Below are 20,869 nucleotides of genomic sequence, written 5' to 3' on the forward strand. Positions count from 1 at the left end.
TCGGCACAGGCTATTTTCGTTTCATCCCGGAAACTCAGTTTTTGTTATTCGGGAGCGAGCCTGACTACTTTCCCCGGATTATTCAGGACGACATAAATGGCCCCGTCAGGGCCGGTTGAAACGTCGCGTACCCTGCCGGCTCCTTTAAAAATAACCTGTTCGTGCACCACACGGTCTTCTTCTATTTGTAGTAAACGCACTTCTTCGTATTTCAGCGCGCCTACCAACAGCCTGTTATTCCATTTTTCGAAGAGGTCGCCTGAATAGAAATCGAGGCCGCAAACCGCAATGGAAGGCTTCCAGTAAAGATTGGGTTGTTCCATGCCAGCCTGATGGGTTTGATCAGTAATAATAGTTCCGTTGTAATTTTTTCCATAGGTAATGGTTTCCCATCCGTAGTTTTTGCCGGATTCTATCAGGTTGAGTTCGTCTCCTCCCATGGGGCCGTGTTCGGTAGTCCAAAGCTGACCGGTTTCAGGATGAATGGCCATTCCCTGAATGTTGCGGTTGCCCAGGCTGAAAAGTGATTTCATGGCACTCTCATCGTAAAGAAACGGGTTGCCTTCAGGAATACTCCCGTCTTTATGGATGCGGTGTACTTTGCCGTTTGGCAGGGTAAAGTCTTGTGCCTGGTAACCAGCACCACGATCGCCGATGGCAAAGTAGAGATATCCCCATGGATCGAAAACAATCCGGCAACCGTAGTGATGGCGTGTAGTCCGGTATGTTTCGTGCGGTGCTTCAAATAATACTTGTTCGTTTGTCCAGGTATTGTTTTCAATTTTTCCACGTACAATCCGTGTCATGGCCGGCGGGCGGGTTTCCTGCGAATTTTCAAGCACATGGCTGTAGGCAAGGTAAATCCAGCCGTTTCGATTATAGTCAGGATCAACAGCAACATCCATCAAGCCTCCCTGCCCTTCGTGCAGTACTTTTGGTGTGTTTTTTACTGCTTCCGATTGAAGTTTGCCATTTTTTACAATCCTTAAACGTCCCGGACGCTCCGTTATTAAGGCAGTATTTTTATCAATGAAATCAATCGCCCATGGAATTTCGAGGTTGTCGGCAAAAGTTTCCACCTTCATAAAGTAGTCCATGGTTTCAAACATCTCAGGAGTCGGTGGTTTCACTACGCCTTTGTCTTCTTCTGCCGCGCGAATGTATTGCACCACCGAACGAATATCTTCATCAGATATGGAACGCTCGTAAGATGGCATACCCAAATGCGGAATACCGTGCTTAATATTGCGGGTAATGTATCCGTTTTCGGAGCCAAACTGCCAGATACCGTCAATGAGGCTGGCAGCATTGCCCCCATTTAGATCCGTACCATGACATTGTGCACAATATTGCTGGTACAAGGCCGGGCCGTTGGGTTGAGCATACATTTCAGAAAAGAAGATCAAAAGAATCGAAATGATCAAGGTTGTCCTTCTGGTTTTTTGAACGAATGATTTCATTTACGAATGATTTTAGATTATTATTCAATATACAAAAAATCAGACGTCAAAAGGTTTAATAATCAACCCGTTTTTTATAAAAAAATACACTTTGTGCTGGCTGTTTGAAAAAGGAAGGTAATTTTCAAAATGAAAGGCTCACTATCTCAAGTTTCAAAATCACATAGTCTCGTCAATGCAATGTCCGCTCTATACTTTCCCAAAGTAGCCGGGCGGTTTTATCCCAACTGAACTTTTTCTTTTGTTCGAATCCTTTTGCAATCAATTCTTTCCTCAATAGAGGATCGCCGGAAATATTCAGCATAGCGTCGGTAATCTGTTTTATATCGAACGGATCGACATACAATGCGGCATTGCCTCCCACCTCAGGCATTGAGGTAGTATTGGAACAGATTACCGGAATGCCGGCGCTCATCGCTTCTGCGATTGGAATGCCAAAACCTTCGAAAAAAGGTACAAAAGTAAGTGCCAGGGCTGATCCGAAAACAGAGTGTAGCGCGGAGGTGGATACACGGCCTGTAAAAACAACGTCATTTTTGAAGTGCATGTTTTTCCAGGTTTCAAAAATTTCACCGGTTTTGTGCATTTGTCCGCCTACAATCAGCAGCTTTTCCGTACCTCCCTTTTCCGTTTTAAACGCTTCAAAAGCGTTTAACAAACCAGTTACGTTCTTTCGGGGATTCAGCGCTCCGACAAATAAAAAGTAAGGGGCTCCTCTGGTGTATTCTTGTCTTATGCGGTTTTGTTTTTCAGGAGGAAGAGGCTGAAAGGCTTCATTTACTCCGTCAAAAACCACATCGATTTTGTCCCTTTCGACGTTGAAAGACCGAATAATATCTTCTTTTGAGTAGTTGGAAACCGTAGCAATACGTGTGGCTTTCCGCGCAAACTCCGGGAAAAAGCGGTTATAGTATTTTTCTATTATCCAGGGGAAGTCTTTGGGGCGGTGCACAAAGTTGATGTCGTGTATTACCGCCAGTTGTGGCACTTTGGTTTTTAAGGAAAGGTACCCGTCAGGCGACAAAAAAAGGTCTGCTTTGTACTTTTTCAGTACCCGTGGAATTTGATATTCAAACCATAAATAGAAAAGGATGGGATGCCTTGCCGGAGGGCCAATCACAACAGGAATTATATTTTTTGAGAAGATGAAGTCTTCCGAATAGGGCCTGTCGAAAATAAAAATAAACTGGTGCTCAGGGTGGTTTTGGGTTATGCGCCTGAGGGTTTCGAATGAAAACCATCCGATACCTTCCAGCTTTCCCTTTAGAAGTAACCTTGTATTTACTGCAATCCTCATATTGGCCAGTTGAAAATAGAAACAAAATTACAATATCTTTGCAGTATAGCTAAAATAAATGAAGACGTTCACAAAATACATTCTCCAAAAAATACTGGGTTTTAAAACATACCTTTATATTTTTTCGCTTTTTGTTATTGTAAAAATACGCTGGGATAAAAAGGAAAGGGATTTTTTCCATTTCCTTTCGCTTCTTCCCGCCGGAGGCAATGTTCTCGACCTTGGGGCAAATATTGGTGTTACAAGTTATCATTTGTCGCGTGCACTGCCGGAAAGCACCATTTTTTCTTTTGAACCTTTACAGGTAAATATGGATATTTTGAGACGGGTGAAAAAACGGTTTCGTCTGGAGAATGTCCGGGAATATTTGCTGGCTGCGGGAGATGAAAATGCGACCCTCAAAATGGTAATGCCGGTTATAAATAACGTTCCTATGCATGGTTTGAGCCATGTGATACACAAGGATATTACGGAAAATAATTCCGGATTCATTTCTGAGGTCCCGGTGGTAAAACTGGATGATTTTCAGGAACTGGTTAACAGTTCGCAACGGGTTACGGGGATGAAAATTGATGTGGAAAACTTTGAATTTTATGTGTTGAAAGGGGCGAAGAAGTTGATTGAAAAGAATAAGCCGGTAATTTATTGTGAATTGTGGGATAACGAAAATCGGAAAAATTGTGTCTCACTTTTAAATAAATTGGGTTATTCCGCGTTCATACTTCATAAAAAAGAGTTGGTTGCGTTTAATGAAATGAACAATCATAAACACAATTTCTTTTTTATTCCGGATTCATTAACTGATTGATTCAAATTATTTTGAGACGTAAGTTTGTTACTAACCTCATATTGTTGCTTTTCCTTAACCTGCTGGTGAAACCGTTTTGGATTTTTGGCATTGACCGAACCGTTCAAAACCTGGTAGGCGATGAAAGTTACGGACTCTATTTTGCCCTGTTCAATTTTTCGATGATCCTGAACATGCTGCTTGATGTGGGAATTACCAGTTACAATAATCGTAACATTGCCCGACATAACTATTTGCTTCCCAAACATCTGGGAAATATTGTAGGGTTGAAGCTGGTGCTGGCACTGGTTTATGCTGCTTTTAGCCTGACGATTGCCGCTGTGATTGGGTACGACAAAATCCAGTTTCACCTGCTGTTCTTTCTTATTTTCAACCAGTTTCTTATTTCGTTCACCCTTTACCTGCGTTCCAATATTAGTGCGTTGCATCTGTTTCGTACCGACAGCCTCATTTCTGTGCTCGACCGTACCCTGATGATTATCATTTGCAGTGTTTTACTTTTTACCGACGTTTTGGGAGGCCGGTTCAATATCCAATGGTTTGTTTATGCACAAACAATAGGATATGCTTTAACAACTTTTGTCACGTTTCTTGTCGTTTTACACAAAGCAGGAAAAATAAAGGTGCGGTTTGATCTGAAATTCTTTGTGGTTTTCCTTCGAAAGTCGTACCCATATGCCTTGCTTTTTTTGTTGATGGCCTTGTATAACCGCATTGACTCTGTAATGCTGGAGCGTTTGTTGCCGGGAAAAGTGGGGCATGAGCAGGCCGGTATTTACGCGCAGGCATTTCGGTTGCTGGATGCCGTTTCCATGTTCGGAGTTCTTTTTGCGGGGCTGTTACTGCCTATTTTTTCAAAAATGATAAAGCAGAATGAACCCGTAGGGCAGATGGTAAAACTTTCTTATACTCTGCTGATTGTTCCGGCCATCATCATTGCCGTTTCAAGTGTTTATTACGACCAGGAAATCATGTCGCTATTATATAAATCGAATACCGCTTACTCTTCAGACTTGCTGGGTATCCTGATGATTGGTTTTATTGGCATCGCCAATACATATATTTTCGGGTCGTTGCTTACCGCCAACGGCAGCCTGAAACAACTCAACCTGATGGCTTTTGTGGGAATGCTACTAAATGTTACCCTGAATTTGATATTGATTCCCCGTTTCCAGGCCTACGGTTCGGCTTACGCTAGCCTTTCCACCCAACTTTTCACCGGTGGAGCCCAACTCATATTGGCACTTTCTGTTTTTAAATTAAAGCCTGGTATTTCTTATGTTTTCCGGCTTTTGGTATTTACTGGTGTGGTAATAGCACTGGCGGGTATTACCCATAATATGGTAAATTGGGTGTACGGGTATTTTCTGATGATTGCAGGTTCGTTAATATTTGCTTTTCTTATCAGGCTTATTAGTATAAAAGACATGTACAAAATAATTCTTTACGAATAGAAATGGCCAACCCAACCATAGAAGAACTTCGGAATAGCGGGAAATATAAGCTGGTGGGCGAGTTGGAGCACCACCGGATAAAAGAGTTTGTTATGGACCAGTTAACCACTGAAAGCCGGTTGATTCGCTGGTTTATGGTTTACCAGGTTGTTATGAGTCTGGTGGGGTTGTTCTTTTTTACGCGGCCCCTTGTGCTGGCTATTCGCGGAGATATGCAGCCCCTGTTTTACCTGATAGCAGCTGTTATTTTTTCGTTTACTTTACTGGTGGTCATTCATGAATTGCTGCATGCCCTGGCTTTGAAGGTAACCGGTGCGCCCCGCATTCGAATTGGGGGGTACCTTAAAAAGTTTATTTTTTATGCAGAGGCCGATCGCCATGTGTTAAACAGGGATCAGTTTGCATTGGTGGCACTTGCTCCGTTTGTGGTAGTAAAATTGATTACACTTACCGGTATAATTTTTACTTTAGGCCAACCTGTATTCTATTTCTGGATTTTTGTGATGAGTGTCCACAGCCTCTTTTGTGCCGGCGATATTGGGATGCTATCGTTTTTTGACCGGTTTCCCGGTTCCGGGATTTACACATTCGATGTGAAAGAGGAAAAGCGGAGTTATTTCTACCGGAAGGTTTAGAACTCCATCACGGCGGTTGTTTGTTTCCCGGGGTCAGAAATCATTTTCAGATTGCCTCCGTGCAGCAGCATAATTTGCCGGGAAAGACTGAGTCCGATTCCCGAACCCGATTCTTTGGTTGTAAAAAACGGAACAAAAATTTTGTCCATTAAATCTTCCGGAATACCGGGCCCGTTATCTGCCACAATAATATGGACATGCCCGTTTTCATGGATATCGCCTTTAAGGATTACTTTTCCTTCCGGATTGTTTTTTAATGCTTCCAGCGAGTTTTTAACCAGGTTGATCAGTACCTGGGAAATTTGTTTTTTGTCGGCAAAAATTTCCAAATCAGGTGGATGTAATTCGAGGCTGATGGTAATGTTTTCGCTGTTGGGGTCGGTATTAACAAGCGTAATTGTATTTTCAAAAAGCTGTTCAAGCCTCACCGGTTTTTTATCAGGAGGAGGAATGCGGGTGAGTTTTCGGTAGGTATCCACAAAGCTGATAAGTCCCGTACTTCGTTCGTTGATTACTTCAAGGCCTTTAATGGTGTTTCCAATTATTTTTGGGGAAGGAGTGTCCCCGTGAGCATCTTTGTAATAACCCAAAATGGTTTGCGAAAGCGAAGTGATGGGGGCAACGCTGTTCATAATTTCATGCGTTAACACTCTGATGAGTTTTATCCAGCTTTCCAACTCTTTGGTTTCCATTTCATTTTTAATGTCCTGAATGGCAACCAACTGGAATTTGTCCTGCGCTGTTTTAAAAAGGGTCGATTTTAGGGAAAGTTGAATCGTACCCGTTTTGCTGCTGTAATTTACCAGTTTTCTTTCGCCGGGTTTTAATTCTTTTATAGCAAAACCTAATTTTTTGTCTACTCTCTGCAACTGGTTAATGTGGGTCAGCGGATTGCAATTTAGTAAACTGCGGGCTGTAGTATTTGATAAGAAAATATTGCCTTGTTCGTTGAAAGTAATAATCCCGATGGAAACGTGTTCCAGTATGGTTTTAAAATATTGTTCCTGTTTTTGTAGTTCAATTTTAATGTTTTTAATCGATTTATTGACCTTGTTCAGGCTGATGTTGAGTTCATTTAGTGACTTATTTCCTGTGTTTGCCGGGAAGTTAAGGCTGGAGTCGTCATTTCTGACAGCATCAAAAAAGAAAGCGATTTGGCGGTTTGTCCGGTTCAGGTAACGAATAAGTTCTGTTACCTGGAAAACAAATATTACAGCCAGAAAAATGCCCAAAGCAGGTATCTCCCGGTCGAAAAATATCCAACCTGCTAATAGAGCAGAAACTGCGAGGAGGCAGCATCTGAGAATAATATTCAGGTAAAGGTTTTTGCTTCCCATTTTTACAGGTTGAATTTTTTCATTTTATTGTAAAGCGTTTGGCGTGTTATTCCAAGTTTCTCTGCGGCCGCTGATAAATTCTGTCCGTTTTTTTGCAATGCCCTCACAATCATTTTTTCTTCCATTTCCCCGATGGTGCCGTCAAAAATATCACTCATTCCATGGGGTGTCCGGTTAAAAAAGAAATCGTCGGGAGTCAACTCCTTTTTGTCTGAAAGAATCACTGCTTTTTCAATGGTGTGTTGCAATTCCCGTACATTGCCGGGCCAGCGGTAGTCTATCAGTTTAGACCAGCCTGCTTCGGAAATTACAGAGCACGGCTTTCGGTATTTGTTGCAGTATATTTTCAGAAAATATTCGGCAATGGCTTCAATGTCTTTTTTTCGTTCCCGAAGCGGTGGAATTTCGATTTGGATGGTATTGATTCGGTATAACAAATCCTCCCGGAAAGTTCCGGCTGCAACCATTTCGGTTACGTTGCGGTTGGTGGCACAAATCAACCGGATGTCCACAGGGACTGGCTTGTTACTTCCAATAGGCGTGACCTCCCTGTTTTGCAAAACCGATAAAAGTTTGGGTTGGAGGTGTAATGGGAGGTTCCCGATTTCATCAAGAAAAAGTGTGCCGCCATTTGCGTTTTCAATTTTTCCGGTGCGGTCTTCGCGGGCATCGGTAAACGCTCCTTTTTTGTGTCCGAAAAGTTCGCTTTCAAAAAGTGTTTCGCTAACAGCGCCCATGTCCACGCCTACCATTATTTCATCGGAACGTTTCGAATGGCGGTGCAGTTCACGGGCAATCAGTTCCTTGCCGGTGCCATTGTCGCCAGTGATTAGTACATTGGCATCGGTTTTGGCCACCCTTCGCACCAGGTTTAGTACATGTAACATTTGCGGCGACTGGGCAATAATAAAATGTTTTTCCCGGTTGATTTCGCTCTTTAATGCACTCTCCTTTTGCTTTAGTTTTTTAATCTCTTTTTTAGACTGCTGAAGTTTGAGCACATTACGCAGAGTGGCCTTGAGTTTTTCGTTGTCCCAAGGTTTCAGAATAAAGTCGGCTGCCCCCTTTTTCAGGGCTTTCACCGCCAGTTCCACATCGCCGTATGCGGTAAAAAGTACCACCTCCATTTCGGGGCGTATTTCCCTGATTCGTGAAAGCCAGTATAATCCCTCGTTGCCGGTATTAACACCTGCCGTAAAGTTCATGTCAAGGAGTACTAAATCATACAGGCCAGATTCGAGCAACGCAGGAAGCTGGTTGGGGTTGGTGATTGTTTTTACTTCGTCAAAATCATCCTGAAGCAACATTTCCAGAGCGCTTATGATGCTTTTGTTGTCGTCGACTATGAGTAATTTACCTTTGGTCATTTTACATTTTTCTAAAAATGTGGCTAAAGCCAAATCAGCTTTCAGTTTATTTATCGGTTAAAACCGACGGCAATAATATTCTCCTTTTGCTCCATTTATTTCTGTTATATGCATTTTTTCTTCTATTGCCGTTGGCTTCAGCCAACGACTTAAAAGTCATTGAATGACTTTTGGCTTTAGCCTCATTTATTATTCTTTGAAATATAGCTCCAACCATATTTTTGCATAAACTCATCCACTTCCTCATTAAAAGACTTTGTACGATGGTGGCTCTCCTGATTATCAATATATTTTCTAACTGCCACAGCATGGCTTTCACTCACACTTACGGCCCAGTAATCATCCTGCCAGGAAAACTTTTGCGGAATCAAATTATTTTTATTTATCCAAAACGAAGATTCTCCTTTAATTAACTGGGCAATTTTGCTTATAGTCTGTTCTCTTCCAAGTGAAACAAGGCAGTGAAGGTGTTCTTTGTGTCCATTTACTGAATCAAGCCAGATTCCCTTTTCACGGGCATTTTCATAAATGTGAAAAAATACTTTCTTTCTAAGTTCTAATGAATTTAAAAAGGGTTTTTTGTATTTGGTTGAAAAAACCAGGTGCACCCAGATTTTTACCCAACTCATAGGTTTTATGTTTTTGATTAATTTTTCTAAAGTGGCTAAAGCCAATTATTTTCTGCTGTTTCTATCCGTCGGTTAAAACCGACCGACTTTTATTTTTCATTGATATTTTATTCCTTTTTCTGTGATTGTTGTATTTCAAAAGTAGGAGAGAATCATCTTAAATCAAATACTGTGTCAAAAAATTTTACACAATTTGTCTATTTTTTTTACAAGCGACAGAATCAAAAGACTTTTTATTGTGTGTAATTGTTTGTTAGACAATTGTTTGTGTTTTTTGGCATTTGTTTAGCGTATAAAAACGAGATTCAAAAGAAAAATGGGAATGAATATCAAGATCGTCATACTTTTAACTACACTTTTCATTTTCGGCACTGAAATGTCTTTCGCACAAAAACAATGGACGCTGGACGAATGCATTAACTATGCTCTTCAAAATAATCTTGAAATTGAATCACAGAGAATTACGACGAAAACATCGAAAGAAAATTTTGAACAGTCGAAAAGAAACAGGCTTCCTCAAATCAATGCGGGTTCCGGATACAGCATAAATTTTGGTAAGTCGGTAGATCCCAATACAAACAGTGTGACTTATAACAGTTTTGCATCAAACAGTTATTCCCTGCAAGGAGGTATTTCCCTGTTCGATGGTTTTGTTCGCAATAACCAGATTGCCTATTCCCGGTTTATGCTTCTGGCCGGTATTGAAAATGAAAAGGTCGTGAAAATAGATATTGCGTTTGGGGTAATGAATGCATTTCATAATTCATTGTACTATAAAGGGCTACTGGATATTGTAAAGGAACAAAAAGCGCTTTCGGAGATGAACCTCGAAAAAATAGAAAAGCAGGCGGAAGTTGGCATTAGCGCCAAAACGGATATTCTGGAAATTGAGGCCAGGCTGGCTGATGAAGAGCTGCTGGTAATCAGGACGCAAAATAATTTGAAGGCTTCAATTCTGGAATTAAAAAGGACGATGAATTTCCCGGCAAGTGAAGAACTGGAGCTAAAACAAATCAGCGATATCGATTTTATTGAAGCGACAGTTTTTGAGAATGCAGACACGGTGTATTCGATGGCCCTGGAACACCTTCCGTCGTTAAAAGCAAAACATCAGCAACTGATGGCTGTTGAAAGATCGCTTTCCATTGCAAAGGGCTCACTTTACCCATCGCTTTCGCTTTCAGGAGGGTACTATACCGGTTTTCACGAAACCCGTACCGATGACCAGGGGAATACCATTTCATTCAGGGATCAGATAAAAAACAATGCTTCACAGTCGATAAGTCTTTCGCTTTCCATCCCCATATTTAGTCGGTGGAACAGCCGATCGGCGATCAAGATTAATAAGTTGGAGTTGGAGAAAGAAAAAGTGGAGTTGGAGAACTTCAAAAATCAATTGTATTACGAGATAGAATCTTATTGCCAGGAGCTATCGGCTGTTTCAGCAGAATACCTTCAGGCAAAAAAACAAACGGAATCGAACTGGCTGGCGTATGAAGTGGCACAAAAGAAAAAAGAACAGGGGCTGTTCAATGTTATTGACTTTTATACCAGTAAGAACCTGCTCTCGAATGCTTTGGGAGAATTGTTGCGTACAAAAATGGAATACCTTGTAAAACGAAAAACCATCGACTTTTACATGGGAAAACCGGTATTTAAAAATGTAACGGAGTGATTGGGTGAAGCGATTTGTAATCGCTTTATAAAAAATAGGTTTTAATGATTATATATGTTTTCAGTAATAGGTTGCTTTTCCCTTTATACATCGGGTTCATGTAACGTAAAAACTTAAAAACAACGAAAATGGGAATGGATAAAGCAATAGAAAAGAAAAAGGGTTTACGCAAGAAACATGTGTTCTACATCCTGGCGGGCGGGTTGTTTGTTGCCCTTATTTTGCAAATTATATTTGCTTCAGGCACGTCTACTCTCAAAGTGGAAAAGGACAAACTGACCATCGATGAAGTGAAGTACGGGCAGTTTAATGACTACATTCGGGTAATTGGGAATGTGCAACCTATTACTACTATTTACCTTGATGCCGAAGAAGGAGGACGGGTAGAGGAACGGTTGATTGAAGAGGGAACCATGGTTGAAAAGGGCGATGTTATTCTGAAACTCGAAAACAGCATGTTGTACCAGGACATTATGAACAGCGAATCGAGCCTGGCCCAGAAACAAAATATGCTCCGGCAAACCCGAATAAGTTTTGAGACGCAGCAGATAGAATCGAAAAGGCATCTGCTTAATTCCCATTTCGACATTCTCCGGAAAAAAAGGAACTATGAACAACAGAAAGCGTTGTATGCCGATGAATTGGTTGCGCAGGAAAACTATTTGCAAGCAAAAGAAGATTGCGAGTATGCGATTGAGATGCAGAAAATTAATAAATTAAAGGCAAAACAGGATTCGTTGATCAGGGTTTCTGAAATGAAACAACTGGAGAGTGACCTGGAAAAGATGCAACTTATCCTGAAACTGGTGTATGAACGACTGGATAAACTTAACGTAAAAGCACCGGTAGACGGCCAGTTGGGAATGCTCGATGCAGAAATAGGGCAGAGTATTGGCAGGGGACAGCGCATTGGGCAGATCAATGTTTTGACCAATTTTAAAATTGAAGCGCTGATTGATGAACATTACATTGACAGGGTGCGCCGCGAACTTGATGCTACTTTCGAGCGGCAGGATAAAGTTTTCGGGCTAATGGTAAAAAAAGTGTATCCGGAAGTGCGGGAAGGGCAGTTTAAGATTGACCTGGTTTTTACTGACGAACGGCCGGATAACATCCGCACCGGGCAAACGTATTACATCAATCTGCAACTTGGTCAGCCACAAAATTCGTTTTTGATAGCACGAGGGGGGTTTTTCCAATCTACCGGAGGGCAGTGGGTTTATGTGCTGGATGAGTCGGGAAATACCGCCACGAAGCGGATAATTCAGATCGGAAGGCAGAATCCAAATTATTATGAAGTGATTAGTGGCCTGCAAGAAGGGGAAAAAGTGGTAACTTCAAGCTATGAGTTATTTGGGGATAATGACAAGCTCGTTTTGCAATAAGGAGCAGAGGGGAAAGAGTGTGGAACAAGGGGTAAAGATGAGCGTGTGCGGAACAGAAGAAAATTAGAAAACTAAAAATAGGATATGAATCAATGGGGTAACTTTAGAGCAGTGCTTTTTTTACACTTTGCTCCATTCCATTGTAAAAAACTAAAGTTATGGCACATTTCAGAAAAACAGTTTTAACGAATATTAATTGAAAGCAAAATGTAGTTGGATTAGTGAGTTTTGCTTAACCGCCTGCTCTCTGCTCTTAACTCTTTGCTCTTAGCATTTTATAATATGATAAAAACAGAAAACCTGACAAAAATTTTCCGTACAGAGGAAGTAGAGACCTCCGCCTTGAACAAGGTTAGTATCCATATTCAAAAAGGCGAATTTGTGGCGGTAATGGGCCCTTCGGGATGTGGAAAGTCAACGTTGCTAAACATTATCGGTTTACTGGACAACCCGACGGAGGGGAAGTATCAGTTTGATGGTGTTGAAGTAGCCGGTTTGCGTGAAAGGCAGCGTACGATGCTACGTAAGGGAAACATTGGTTTTGTTTTTCAGAGTTTTAACCTGATTGACGAACTGAATGTTTACGAAAATGTGGAACTGCCGCTCATTTATTTGAAGCTGAAAGTCCGCGAACGAAAAGAGATGGTGGGCAAAGTACTGGAACGTATGAAAATAGGGCACCGCAAAAAACATTTTCCCCAGCAGCTGTCAGGGGGGCAACAGCAGCGCGTGGCCATTGCAAGGGCTGTTGTTGCCAATCCAAAGTTGATCCTTGCCGATGAGCCTACTGGTAACCTCGACTCAAAAAACGGCCTCGAAGTTATGAACCTGCTTACCGAACTGAACCGCGAAGGAACCACTATTATTATGGTAACCCACTCGCTGCACGATGCCGGTTTTGCGCACCGGGTCATTAACCTGTTCGACGGCGAGGTTCTTACGGAGAATGTAAACGAAAGGATAGCAGAGATACTGTAGAGAAGCCTCTCCCTGTCCCCCCGGGGAAGGGGATTTTAGACCTTCAAGGTTTCTGAAACCTTGAAGGCTTGGCCGCAAATAATATAATAATAAAATGAACAAAAGTATTTTGAAAAACAGGCAAGAAAGTCCCCTTTCAGGGGATTTAGGGGTGAACTGCGAGTTGGCAATGCCGGAGAGGGGCAACAAGAAATCCTGTGGAGGCGCTGAGATGTGAGTAAAATTACATGTTAAAAATGAGAAGGTTATGTGTCAGCTAATAAAAATCGTATTTCGAAATATAATTAAGAATTTCAAACAGTCAGTCTTGAATATTGTGAGCCTGACACTGGGGATCGCTGCCATTTTGTACATTTTTACGTACATATTTCATCAATCCGGTTTCGATAGGTTTCATACAAAATCAGAGAGGATATACAGATGCGTTGCCGATGTGAAATTTGGAAATACCGTTGAAAAGCTTACTAATTCACAAATACCACTAGCCGAAACAGCATTAAACGATTTACCTGAGGTTGAAGCAGCAACACGGCTTTTTTACGACGAGAAAGTAAATCTCGAAATAGAGAATAAATGTTTTTATGAAAATATTTTTTGGTATGCTGAAGGTAATTTCTTCCAAATATTTGACTTCAACCTTTTAAGCGGAGATAAAAACACGGTATTAACTGAACCTAACACAATTATTCTGACTGAAAATTATTCGAAACAGTTATTCGGAATTGAAAATCCCATTGGGAAAATTATTAAAGTTAAAGAATTGCAAAACAGTTTCAGGGTAACCGGCATATTAGAAAATATACCTGCCAACTCGCATTTACAATTTAAGTTTCTGGCATCATTCAAATCAATCCCCAACGAAAGATTAAAGAGGATGAGCGATTGGGGAAATTTTGCCAGTTTATATACCTACCTGTTATTGAATGAAAATACCAACATTTCTTCTTTTAAAAAGAAGTACAACGATTTTCCAAACGATTATGTAAATGGAATGCTAAAAAATTTGAATTTGTCTTTAGCACAGTTTGCAAGGGATGGAAACTATTTCGACCATCGATTACAGCCGCTTAACGAAATTTATCTGGACCCGGTTTTTTCAGACCAAATTCATAAATACGGGAACAAACAGCACCTGGTCATCCTTGCAATAATTGCTTTGTTTATTCTGATAATTGCTTGTTTAAATTTTATTAATTTAAGTACGGCCTTCTCTTCGTTAAGAGCCAAAGAAATAGGCATAAAAAAAGTAATTGGTTCATCTAAAAACAAGTTAATTGTACAAATTCTATCAGAGACCTTTTTACAATGTAGTATCGCACTTATTTCTGCCCTGGTGATATTGTTTTTCGGTCTTTCTGTTTTAAATCAGTTTACAGATATCGATATCGAATATCAATATTTTTACAATACCTATTCCATTTTAACAATTTTGTTAATACCTGTTGTAATAACCGCAATGGCTGGTATTTATCCGGCAATTATTATTTCCAAATTCAATCCGGTTGTATCGTTAAAAGGAAATTTGTTAAACCGGGGGGCAAAATTGTATATGCGGAACGGTCTGGTAGCTTTTCAATTTATAGTATTTATAGTTTTGGTTTGCAGTACTATTTTGGTAAAAAAACAATTGCTTTTTCTACGAAGCCAGAATCCCGGGTTCAATAAAGAAAATGTTCTGATAGTTAAAAATTCCCGTCAATTGAAGGACAAAAGATTAATTTTTAAAGACGAATTATTAAAATCGCCTGATGTCCTTAGCGCATCATACACATCCGCTTTACCGTCAATGTTTGACGATGCTTCCAACATGTTTCAAGTACCCAACTCTAATGAAAAAGTAATACTTAACAGGATTTTTGTTGATGAAGATTTTGAGAAAACATTAAAAATAGAAATTGCAGAAGGTAGTTTTTTTACAGAAGAAAGAGGCAATGAAAACAATAATGCCTTAGTAAATAGAAAAGCTGCTGAAATGCTTGGTTGGAGGGATATTCAGGATAAAGTTATATACGATTTCAATTATAGGAAACAGTATAATATTATCGGTATCGTTGAAGATTTTAATATTAAATCGTTCAAGGAAGAAATCCTGCCATTTATTATCCGAAAAGAAGCTCAGCATGATTATCTGGCTGTTCGGATACAACCACAAAGTGCTGTTTCTGTGGTTAAACTGATAGAAGAAAAGTGGAAACAATTTAACATGAAATCAGTACTTGATTATGAATTTCTTGACCGTTCCTTTGATAATCAATATAAGGCAGAAGTTCGTTTGGGTAAAATGGTTGGATTGTTTTCATTCATTTCAATTCTGATTGCATGCTTCGGATTATTCGGTTTGGTTTCGTTTATCGCTAACCGAAAAGTTAAAGAAATCGGCATCCGCAAAGTTAACGGCGCCAAAGTTTCCGAAATACTTACTATGCTCAATAAAGATTTCATAAAATGGGTAGTGATTGCTTTTGTTATCGCTGCTCCCATTGCGTACTACGCCATGAATAAATGGCTCGAAAACTTTGCCTACAAAACCACTTTGAGCTGGTGGATATTTGCATTGGCCGGAGTGCTGGCTTTGGGGATTGCATTATTAACGGTTTCGTTTCAATCATGGAAAGCAGCTACGAGAAATCCGGTTGAAGCGCTGCGATATGAATAAACAATCTGCTTTTTCACCCTCTGACTCCCTGAAGGGAGAACCTGAAAAAGCTACGAATGATAATAAAATGAACAAAAGTATTTTGAAATACTTGCTCAAAAGTCCCCTTTCAGGGGATTTAGGGGTGAAATGTGAGCTGGCAAGCGGGCGGCTACGCGGAATCCTGTGGAGGCGCTCAGGTATGAATGATGAGGTTTCAGAAATGAAATAATTATGAATGAAAACAGTAAGGTGTAAATAACTAAAAAAGAAAGTATGTTCAAGACTTTGATTAAATATAAATTCAGGAAGATTTTCAAACCGGAACAAAAAAATCTGGTTAACCTGGTTGGATTAACCATTGCATTAATGGTATTTATTGTAATTTTTCATGTTACATCCTTTGAACTAAGTTTTGATAAATTCCACCCTGATTACAAGGATATCTACAGGGTACAAAATACCAGAATTTACAAAAATCTTGTTGACGAAAGTGCTGGTTGTCCGCCGGCAACAGGCCCTACGTTGCACGCAGAAATTAGCGATATAACTGATTTTACAAGAGTGAAACCACTTTCCAACAGCGTAATTACAGTTATAAAAGGGAGCGAACGCTCAAATTACCCACACAACAATCTGTTCTATGCAGATGATTCCTTTTTTGATCTTTTTTCGTCCGGTTTTGTAGCCGGAAAAAGAGAAGGGATTTTGAGTCAGGCCCGTACCGCTGTTGTTACCAAATCGTTTGGCCTGAAATATTTTGGAACTGAAAATGTGTTGGGCGAGCATTTTTCCTGCAACAGCAGTGAGGGATTTGACGAGTTTACTATTACCGGGGTGATTGAAAACTGGCCGGAAAATTCGTACCTGAATTTTGATTGTCTTCTGTCGTATCCAACGTTGGAAAATCATAACAGCGATGCTATTAATAATTGGGGCTGGAATTCATTTAACACATTTGTGAAACTGAATCCGGATGCAAACCCGGACTCGGTTGAACAGCAACTTAAAGATGTGGTGAAAAAATACCATTTGTTCAACGATGAAATGACCCGCGAATTTACGCTTCAACCAATAGAGCAAATACATCTCAATTCAGACCTCAGGCATGAAATTGGCCGGAGGAGCAATGCGTCATCCATTTATACCTTAAGTTTAATCGCCATTTTTATTCTTTTGATAGGCTGGGTAAATTATATTAACATAGCGGCGTCGCAAACCAAAAAGCAACTTTTATCTATTCATATTAAAAAAGTACTTGGAGGAACAAAAGGGCTGCAGGTTTTTGATTCTGTTATGGACGGTATTCTTTTAAATACAATAGCCTTGGCAAGCGCCACTTTTTTTGTAAAAATACTAACCCCGTCTTTTAGTCATTTGTATGATTTTAAAATATATGATTTAAGTATGAGTAAGTGGCTTGTAATTATTTTGGTCAGCTATGCTATTTCAATAGTATCAGGTATTATTTCTGCATTTACATTAGCCGATACAAAACAACTTGTTAAAACAAGAAAGGGAAATATTTACGGTAAATCATTTTCATTGCGAAATGCATTTGTCGTTTTTCAGTTTGTTGTTTCAATTGTATTTATCATTACAACAACCTTGATAATAAAGCAGATAAATTTTTTGGACGAAAAGCAGAACGAAATGGATTTAGGGAATATTATTACGATAAAAGCCTTAACCAGTGAAGATTCATTTGTGCAATCGCAAAAAGCATTCATGAATGAAATAAATCAGATTCCGGGGATATTGAATGTATCAACTTCATCATCGGTTCCCGGAGCTAATTTTTCAAATGTTATCGGCGGGATTCATCCGATTGGCGAAGATCCTGGCAAAGGAATAAAGTGCAGTTTTATTGATATAAATGAAAATTATTTCGACATCTATCAAATACCAATACTGGCAGGCAGAAATTTTTATGCGAAAGGTGCAAATCCGCCTCAATCGGTATTAATCAACAGAAAGGCTGCCGAGATGTTTGGATTTGAAACGCCCTCGGAAAGCATCAACCAGGAGCTGATATTAAGGGAATACAGTGGTCAAAAACGCCTGATTGTTGGGGTGGTGGAAGACTTTAATCATCATTCGCTGGAAGAGCCTGTCCAGCCAACCATGTATCATTTTTTTGAATATGGCAATTATATTTCCATAAAATACAGCCCAACACTGGAGAGTAAAATTATCCATTTATGCACAAATGCCTGGGAAAAAAATTGTTCTTCGCAGCCCTTCGATTTTAGTTTTAATGATCAATATTATGCGTCGCAATACAGTAAGTATCGTCTTTTTAGTCGCCTGGTTACTACTTTTTCATTGCTGATTATTCTGATTTCCAGTATTGGCCTGTATGCGTTGGCAAAATTTACCATTGGCAACAGGGTGAAAGAAATAGGTGTACGGAAAGTCAACGGAGCCAGGATTACTGAAATATTATCGATGCTTAACAAAGACTTTGTAAAAAGGGTAGTGATTGCTTTTGTTATTGCTACTCCCATTGCGTACTATGCCATGAATAAATGGCTCGAAAATTTTGCTTACAAAACCAGTTTAAGCTGGTGGATTTTTGCCCTGTCGGGAGTATTGGCGCTGGCAATTGCATTACTAACGGTAAGCTGGCAAAGCTGGCGGGCAGCTACGCGGAACCCGATGGAGGCGTTGCGGTATGAGTAACCGCCTGTGGTGACTGTAAAATGAGAGTTAACAGGAAACAAAATTGAATACATGGGACTAAATTCGTTTAAAATGGTAGTTCGGCAGTTAGCCCGTAACAAAGTATTTTCCGCAATAAGTATTGTTGGACTGGCCATTGGAATTGCCTGCGGATTGGTAATCTATGAAATTATTAGCTACGAATCGGGGTTTAATAAATTTAACAAAAACTACCCAAATATTTATCGGGTAATTAATCAGTTAGAACCTTCCGGGATTGGGACAGTGCTTGCAGAAGGGCAGGTTCATCCGCTTGGGGCAGCTATTCGAAATGATTTTCCCGGAGTCGTTGCAGCAATGACTTTTTATGCCGAAAAAGGCCAGATTTCGATTGAAAACGAAAATGGAGCTTTCGATCGGTATCTGGAGGCCGATGGTTTGGTGTACGCAGAGCCACAGGTTTTTCAGATATTTGACTTCAAATTTTTGGCAGGGAATCCTCAAAATGCGCTTTCAAATTCCGGGAGTATTGTTATTAATTCTTCACTGGCACAAAAGTATTTCAAATTAAGTCAAGGAAATGAAAGTGACGCTTTGGGAAAGCCTATAAACATCAATAACAAAGGCACGTTTAGTGTAACTGGTGTATTTGCTGATTTGCCTGAAACTACCGATCTCCCATTTAAACTTATCGGCGACTACAAAAGCCAACCTGCATCAAACCCGTATTTCAATAACGGCACCGACTGGCAAGAGTATAATTCAAATACCAATTGTTACTTGCTTTTACCTGATGAAATCTCAGCAATCAATTTTGAAAGCCAGCTTGTTTCTTTTTCCGCAAAATATATGGGAACCGAGTCTCCTGTTAAACAAAAATATGTTTTGCAACCTTTATCCAAACTTCATTCATGGGAAGTTGGTAATTACAGCCACCGGCAAGTACCCGAAAAAGCGCTGTACTTGCTTGGCTTTGTGGGGCTGTTCATTATACTTTTGGCTTCAATCAATTTTGTCAATTTATCCACTGCACAATCCTCCAGAAGATTTAAGGAAATTGGTGTAAGAAAAATCTCAGGCGTCAGTAGATTTCAATTGATTTGGCAGTTTATGGGAGAAACAATTCTGGTTTCGTATATCGCTGCGGTGATTGGGTTAGGCGTTGCCCATGTCATGTTTATTTATCTTACCGATATACTTGGCTACCGACTAACCCTGGATTTGTTAAAAAATGGCGGAACCCTGATTTTTTTGATTATCTCAACCTTTTTAATAGGAATTATTTCAGGTATTTATCCTTCAATTATTATGTCGGGAATGAAACCTGTGGGGAGCCTGAAAAATTTCCTTTCGGTAAAAGGTAATTCTGGCTCGGTATCCGTCAGGCGCGTGCTTGTTATTGCCCAATTTGTGGTCTCACTGGTATTAATGACCGGGACCTTGGTAATGCAGAAACAGATTAAATATTTTTTCTCCGCCGATATTGGATTTAATAAAGAGGCAATCCTGATAACTAAAATTCCTGAAGTGGAAAAAAGTAAGCTGGAGTTATTAAGAGCCAACCTGTTAAAATATCCGGATATAAAGCAGGTCAGCTTCGAATCAACCAGCCCTATGGCTGATTGGAAAGTTAGTAACAGCATTAATTATCCAACTATTGAGCCAAACCTGTACCTGGGAAATTTAAAAACTATCGACGAAAATTATCTTGAACTTTATGAAATCCCATTAATTGCCGGAAGAAATTGCAGCGAAAGAAAGAATTCAGGAGAAGCCATTGTTAACCGGAAGTTGATACAATTACTTGGTTTCAAAGATCCCAATAGTGCTATTGGTGAAATTTTCAGTTATGGTAGAGAAAATATGAAATTCACTATTGTTGGCGTAGTTGAAGATTTTCATGCTATGTCGCTTCAACAAGAAATGGACCACATAATTCTGAGCAATGTAGGTTTTAATATTAAAGAAATTGCCGTAAAAATTAATCCTGTTACTGCCAGTTTAACAGGATATAACAGTTCTATTGATAAGATTAAAAAAGAATGGGAAACTACTTTCCCGGAGGATGTTTTTGAATATGAATTCCTTGATCAGAAGATTGCAGGTTTTTATAACAGCCAGGTTAATACCTTAAAACTGGTTCGTCTTTTTGCACTTATTGCAATATTTATCGGTTCTCTTGGATTATATGGTCTAATCTCGTTTATCGCCAGTCAAAAAATAAAAGAAATCGGCATCCGCAAAGTTAATGGCGCCAAAGTATCAGAGATCCTTACTATGCTCAATAAAGATTTTGTAAAGTGGGTGGCAATTGCTTTTGTTATCGCTACTCCAATTGTGTACTACGCCATGAATAAATGGCTCGAAAATTTTGCTTACAAAACCAGTTTAAGCTGGTGGATTTTTGTCCTGTCGGGAGTATTAGCGCTGGCAATTGCATTACTAACGGTAAGCTGGCAAAGCTGGCGGGCAGCTACGCGGAATCCAGTGGAGGCTCTCCGTTATGAATAGGAAAGGGAGGAAATATCGATTGCAAGGGTGGAAGGTG

General features: G+C 40.0%; 15 protein-coding genes. 10 read left to right on the forward strand and 5 right to left on the reverse strand.

What is annotated here, in order from left to right; genetic code table 11:
- Nucleotides 1-44: 44 nt before the first annotated feature.
- Both D1164_RS05485 and D1164_RS05490 read right to left on the reverse strand, forming a co-directional pair.
- Nucleotides 45-1,460 (reverse strand): PQQ-dependent sugar dehydrogenase, encoded by a 1,416-nt coding sequence (locus D1164_RS05485; RefSeq protein WP_119348946.1) that lies wholly within the window; start codon nucleotides 1,458-1,460, stop codon nucleotides 45-47.
- A gap of 172 nt (nucleotides 1,461-1,632) precedes the next feature.
- Entirely contained in the window at nucleotides 1,633-2,757 is a 1,125-nt protein-coding gene (locus D1164_RS05490; protein ID WP_119348947.1) for a glycosyltransferase family 4 protein, read from the reverse strand.
- A 58-nt stretch (nucleotides 2,758-2,815) separates the two neighbouring features.
- Between D1164_RS05490 and D1164_RS05495 the strand changes: the two genes are divergently transcribed.
- The 3 genes from D1164_RS05495 to D1164_RS05505 are packed head-to-tail and all read left to right on the forward strand — an operon-like array spanning nucleotide 2,816 to nucleotide 5,654.
- A complete protein-coding gene (locus D1164_RS05495) occupies nucleotides 2,816-3,565 on the forward strand; it encodes an FkbM family methyltransferase (protein WP_119348948.1) in 750 nt (249 codons plus the stop codon).
- An 11-nt stretch (nucleotides 3,566-3,576) separates the two neighbouring features.
- The gene (locus D1164_RS05500; RefSeq protein WP_172594347.1) at nucleotides 3,577-5,019 is read left to right on the forward strand and encodes an oligosaccharide flippase family protein; all 1,443 of its coding nucleotides are present in this window, start codon (nucleotides 3,577-3,579) and stop codon (nucleotides 5,017-5,019) included.
- Nucleotides 5,020-5,021: 2 nt separating this feature from the next.
- The gene (locus D1164_RS05505) at nucleotides 5,022-5,654 is read left to right on the forward strand and encodes a DUF3267 domain-containing protein (RefSeq protein ID WP_119348950.1); all 633 of its coding nucleotides are present in this window, start codon (nucleotides 5,022-5,024) and stop codon (nucleotides 5,652-5,654) included.
- On the opposite strand, the gene D1164_RS05510 is transcribed toward D1164_RS05505, so the two are convergent.
- From D1164_RS05510 to tnpA, 3 genes are all read right to left on the reverse strand, one after another.
- Nucleotides 5,651-6,991: a sensor histidine kinase gene (locus tag D1164_RS05510; RefSeq protein WP_119348951.1), complete on the reverse strand. Its 1,341-nt coding sequence runs from the start codon at nucleotides 6,989-6,991 to the stop codon at nucleotides 5,651-5,653. The genes D1164_RS05505 and D1164_RS05510 overlap by 4 nt on opposite strands.
- Before the next feature lie 2 nt (nucleotides 6,992-6,993).
- A complete protein-coding gene (locus D1164_RS05515) occupies nucleotides 6,994-8,358 on the reverse strand; it encodes a sigma-54-dependent transcriptional regulator (protein WP_119348952.1) in 1,365 nt (454 codons plus the stop codon).
- A gap of 182 nt (nucleotides 8,359-8,540) precedes the next feature.
- Complete coding sequence (gene tnpA, locus D1164_RS05520; RefSeq protein ID WP_119349053.1) at nucleotides 8,541-8,987, reverse strand: IS200/IS605 family transposase; 447 nt, start codon at nucleotides 8,985-8,987, stop codon at nucleotides 8,541-8,543.
- A 322-nt stretch (nucleotides 8,988-9,309) separates the two neighbouring features.
- On the opposite strand from tnpA, the gene D1164_RS05525 reads away from it, so the two are divergent.
- The 7 genes from D1164_RS05525 (at nucleotide 9,310) to D1164_RS05555 (ending at nucleotide 20,832) form a co-directional block, all read left to right on the forward strand.
- The gene (locus D1164_RS05525; RefSeq protein ID WP_172594348.1) at nucleotides 9,310-10,662 is read left to right on the forward strand and encodes a TolC family protein; all 1,353 of its coding nucleotides are present in this window, start codon (nucleotides 9,310-9,312) and stop codon (nucleotides 10,660-10,662) included.
- Between the two features lie 134 nt (nucleotides 10,663-10,796).
- On the forward strand, nucleotides 10,797-12,047 hold the full coding sequence (locus D1164_RS05530; RefSeq protein ID WP_119349054.1) for an efflux RND transporter periplasmic adaptor subunit: 1,251 nt from the start codon (nucleotides 10,797-10,799) through the stop codon (nucleotides 12,045-12,047).
- A 282-nt stretch (nucleotides 12,048-12,329) separates the two neighbouring features.
- Nucleotides 12,330-13,025 (forward strand): ABC transporter ATP-binding protein, encoded by a 696-nt coding sequence (locus D1164_RS05535; protein ID WP_119348954.1) that lies wholly within the window; start codon nucleotides 12,330-12,332, stop codon nucleotides 13,023-13,025.
- A gap of 307 nt (nucleotides 13,026-13,332) precedes the next feature.
- Nucleotides 13,333-15,681: an ABC transporter permease gene (locus D1164_RS05540; RefSeq protein WP_172594349.1), complete on the forward strand. Its 2,349-nt coding sequence runs from the start codon at nucleotides 13,333-13,335 to the stop codon at nucleotides 15,679-15,681.
- Entirely contained in the window at nucleotides 15,674-15,892 is a 219-nt protein-coding gene (locus tag D1164_RS05545; RefSeq protein WP_119348956.1) for a hypothetical protein, read from the forward strand. The genes D1164_RS05540 and D1164_RS05545 overlap by 8 nt, the downstream gene beginning before the upstream one ends.
- Before the next feature lie 44 nt (nucleotides 15,893-15,936).
- Nucleotides 15,937-18,342 (forward strand): ABC transporter permease, encoded by a 2,406-nt coding sequence (locus D1164_RS05550; protein WP_119348957.1) that lies wholly within the window; start codon nucleotides 15,937-15,939, stop codon nucleotides 18,340-18,342.
- Nucleotides 18,343-18,393: 51 nt separating this feature from the next.
- Entirely contained in the window at nucleotides 18,394-20,832 is a 2,439-nt protein-coding gene (locus tag D1164_RS05555; protein WP_119348958.1) for an ABC transporter permease, read from the forward strand.
- Nucleotides 20,833-20,869: the final 37 nt, after the last annotated feature.

The organism is Mariniphaga sediminis (assembly GCF_003573545.1).
In the GTDB taxonomy this organism is placed as follows: Bacteria; Bacteroidota; Bacteroidia; order Bacteroidales; family Prolixibacteraceae; genus Mariniphaga; species Mariniphaga sediminis.

Excerpts from the sequence above, each read along its gene's own strand:
- D1164_RS05485 (WP_119348946.1), bottom strand. The coding sequence starts at position 1,460 with ATGAAATCATTCGTTCAAAAAACCAGAAGGACAACCTTGATCATTTCG.
- D1164_RS05490 (WP_119348947.1), bottom strand. The coding sequence starts at position 2,757 with ATGAGGATTGCAGTAAATACAAGGTTACTTCTAAAGGGAAAGCTGGAA.
- D1164_RS05495 (WP_119348948.1), top strand. The coding sequence starts at position 2,816 with ATGAAGACGTTCACAAAATACATTCTCCAAAAAATACTGGGTTTTAAA.
- D1164_RS05505 (WP_119348950.1), top strand. The coding sequence starts at position 5,022 with ATGGCCAACCCAACCATAGAAGAACTTCGGAATAGCGGGAAATATAAG.
- D1164_RS05510 (WP_119348951.1), bottom strand. The coding sequence starts at position 6,991 with ATGGGAAGCAAAAACCTTTACCTGAATATTATTCTCAGATGCTGCCTC.
- D1164_RS05515 (WP_119348952.1), bottom strand. The coding sequence starts at position 8,358 with ATGACCAAAGGTAAATTACTCATAGTCGACGACAACAAAAGCATCATA.
- tnpA (WP_119349053.1), bottom strand. The coding sequence starts at position 8,987 with ATGAGTTGGGTAAAAATCTGGGTGCACCTGGTTTTTTCAACCAAATAC.
- D1164_RS05525 (WP_172594348.1), top strand. The coding sequence starts at position 9,310 with ATGAATATCAAGATCGTCATACTTTTAACTACACTTTTCATTTTCGGC.
- D1164_RS05530 (WP_119349054.1), top strand. The coding sequence starts at position 10,797 with ATGGATAAAGCAATAGAAAAGAAAAAGGGTTTACGCAAGAAACATGTG.
- D1164_RS05535 (WP_119348954.1), top strand. The coding sequence starts at position 12,330 with ATGATAAAAACAGAAAACCTGACAAAAATTTTCCGTACAGAGGAAGTA.
- D1164_RS05545 (WP_119348956.1), top strand. The coding sequence starts at position 15,674 with ATGAATAAACAATCTGCTTTTTCACCCTCTGACTCCCTGAAGGGAGAA.
- D1164_RS05550 (WP_119348957.1), top strand. The coding sequence starts at position 15,937 with ATGTTCAAGACTTTGATTAAATATAAATTCAGGAAGATTTTCAAACCG.
- D1164_RS05555 (WP_119348958.1), top strand. The coding sequence starts at position 18,394 with ATGGGACTAAATTCGTTTAAAATGGTAGTTCGGCAGTTAGCCCGTAAC.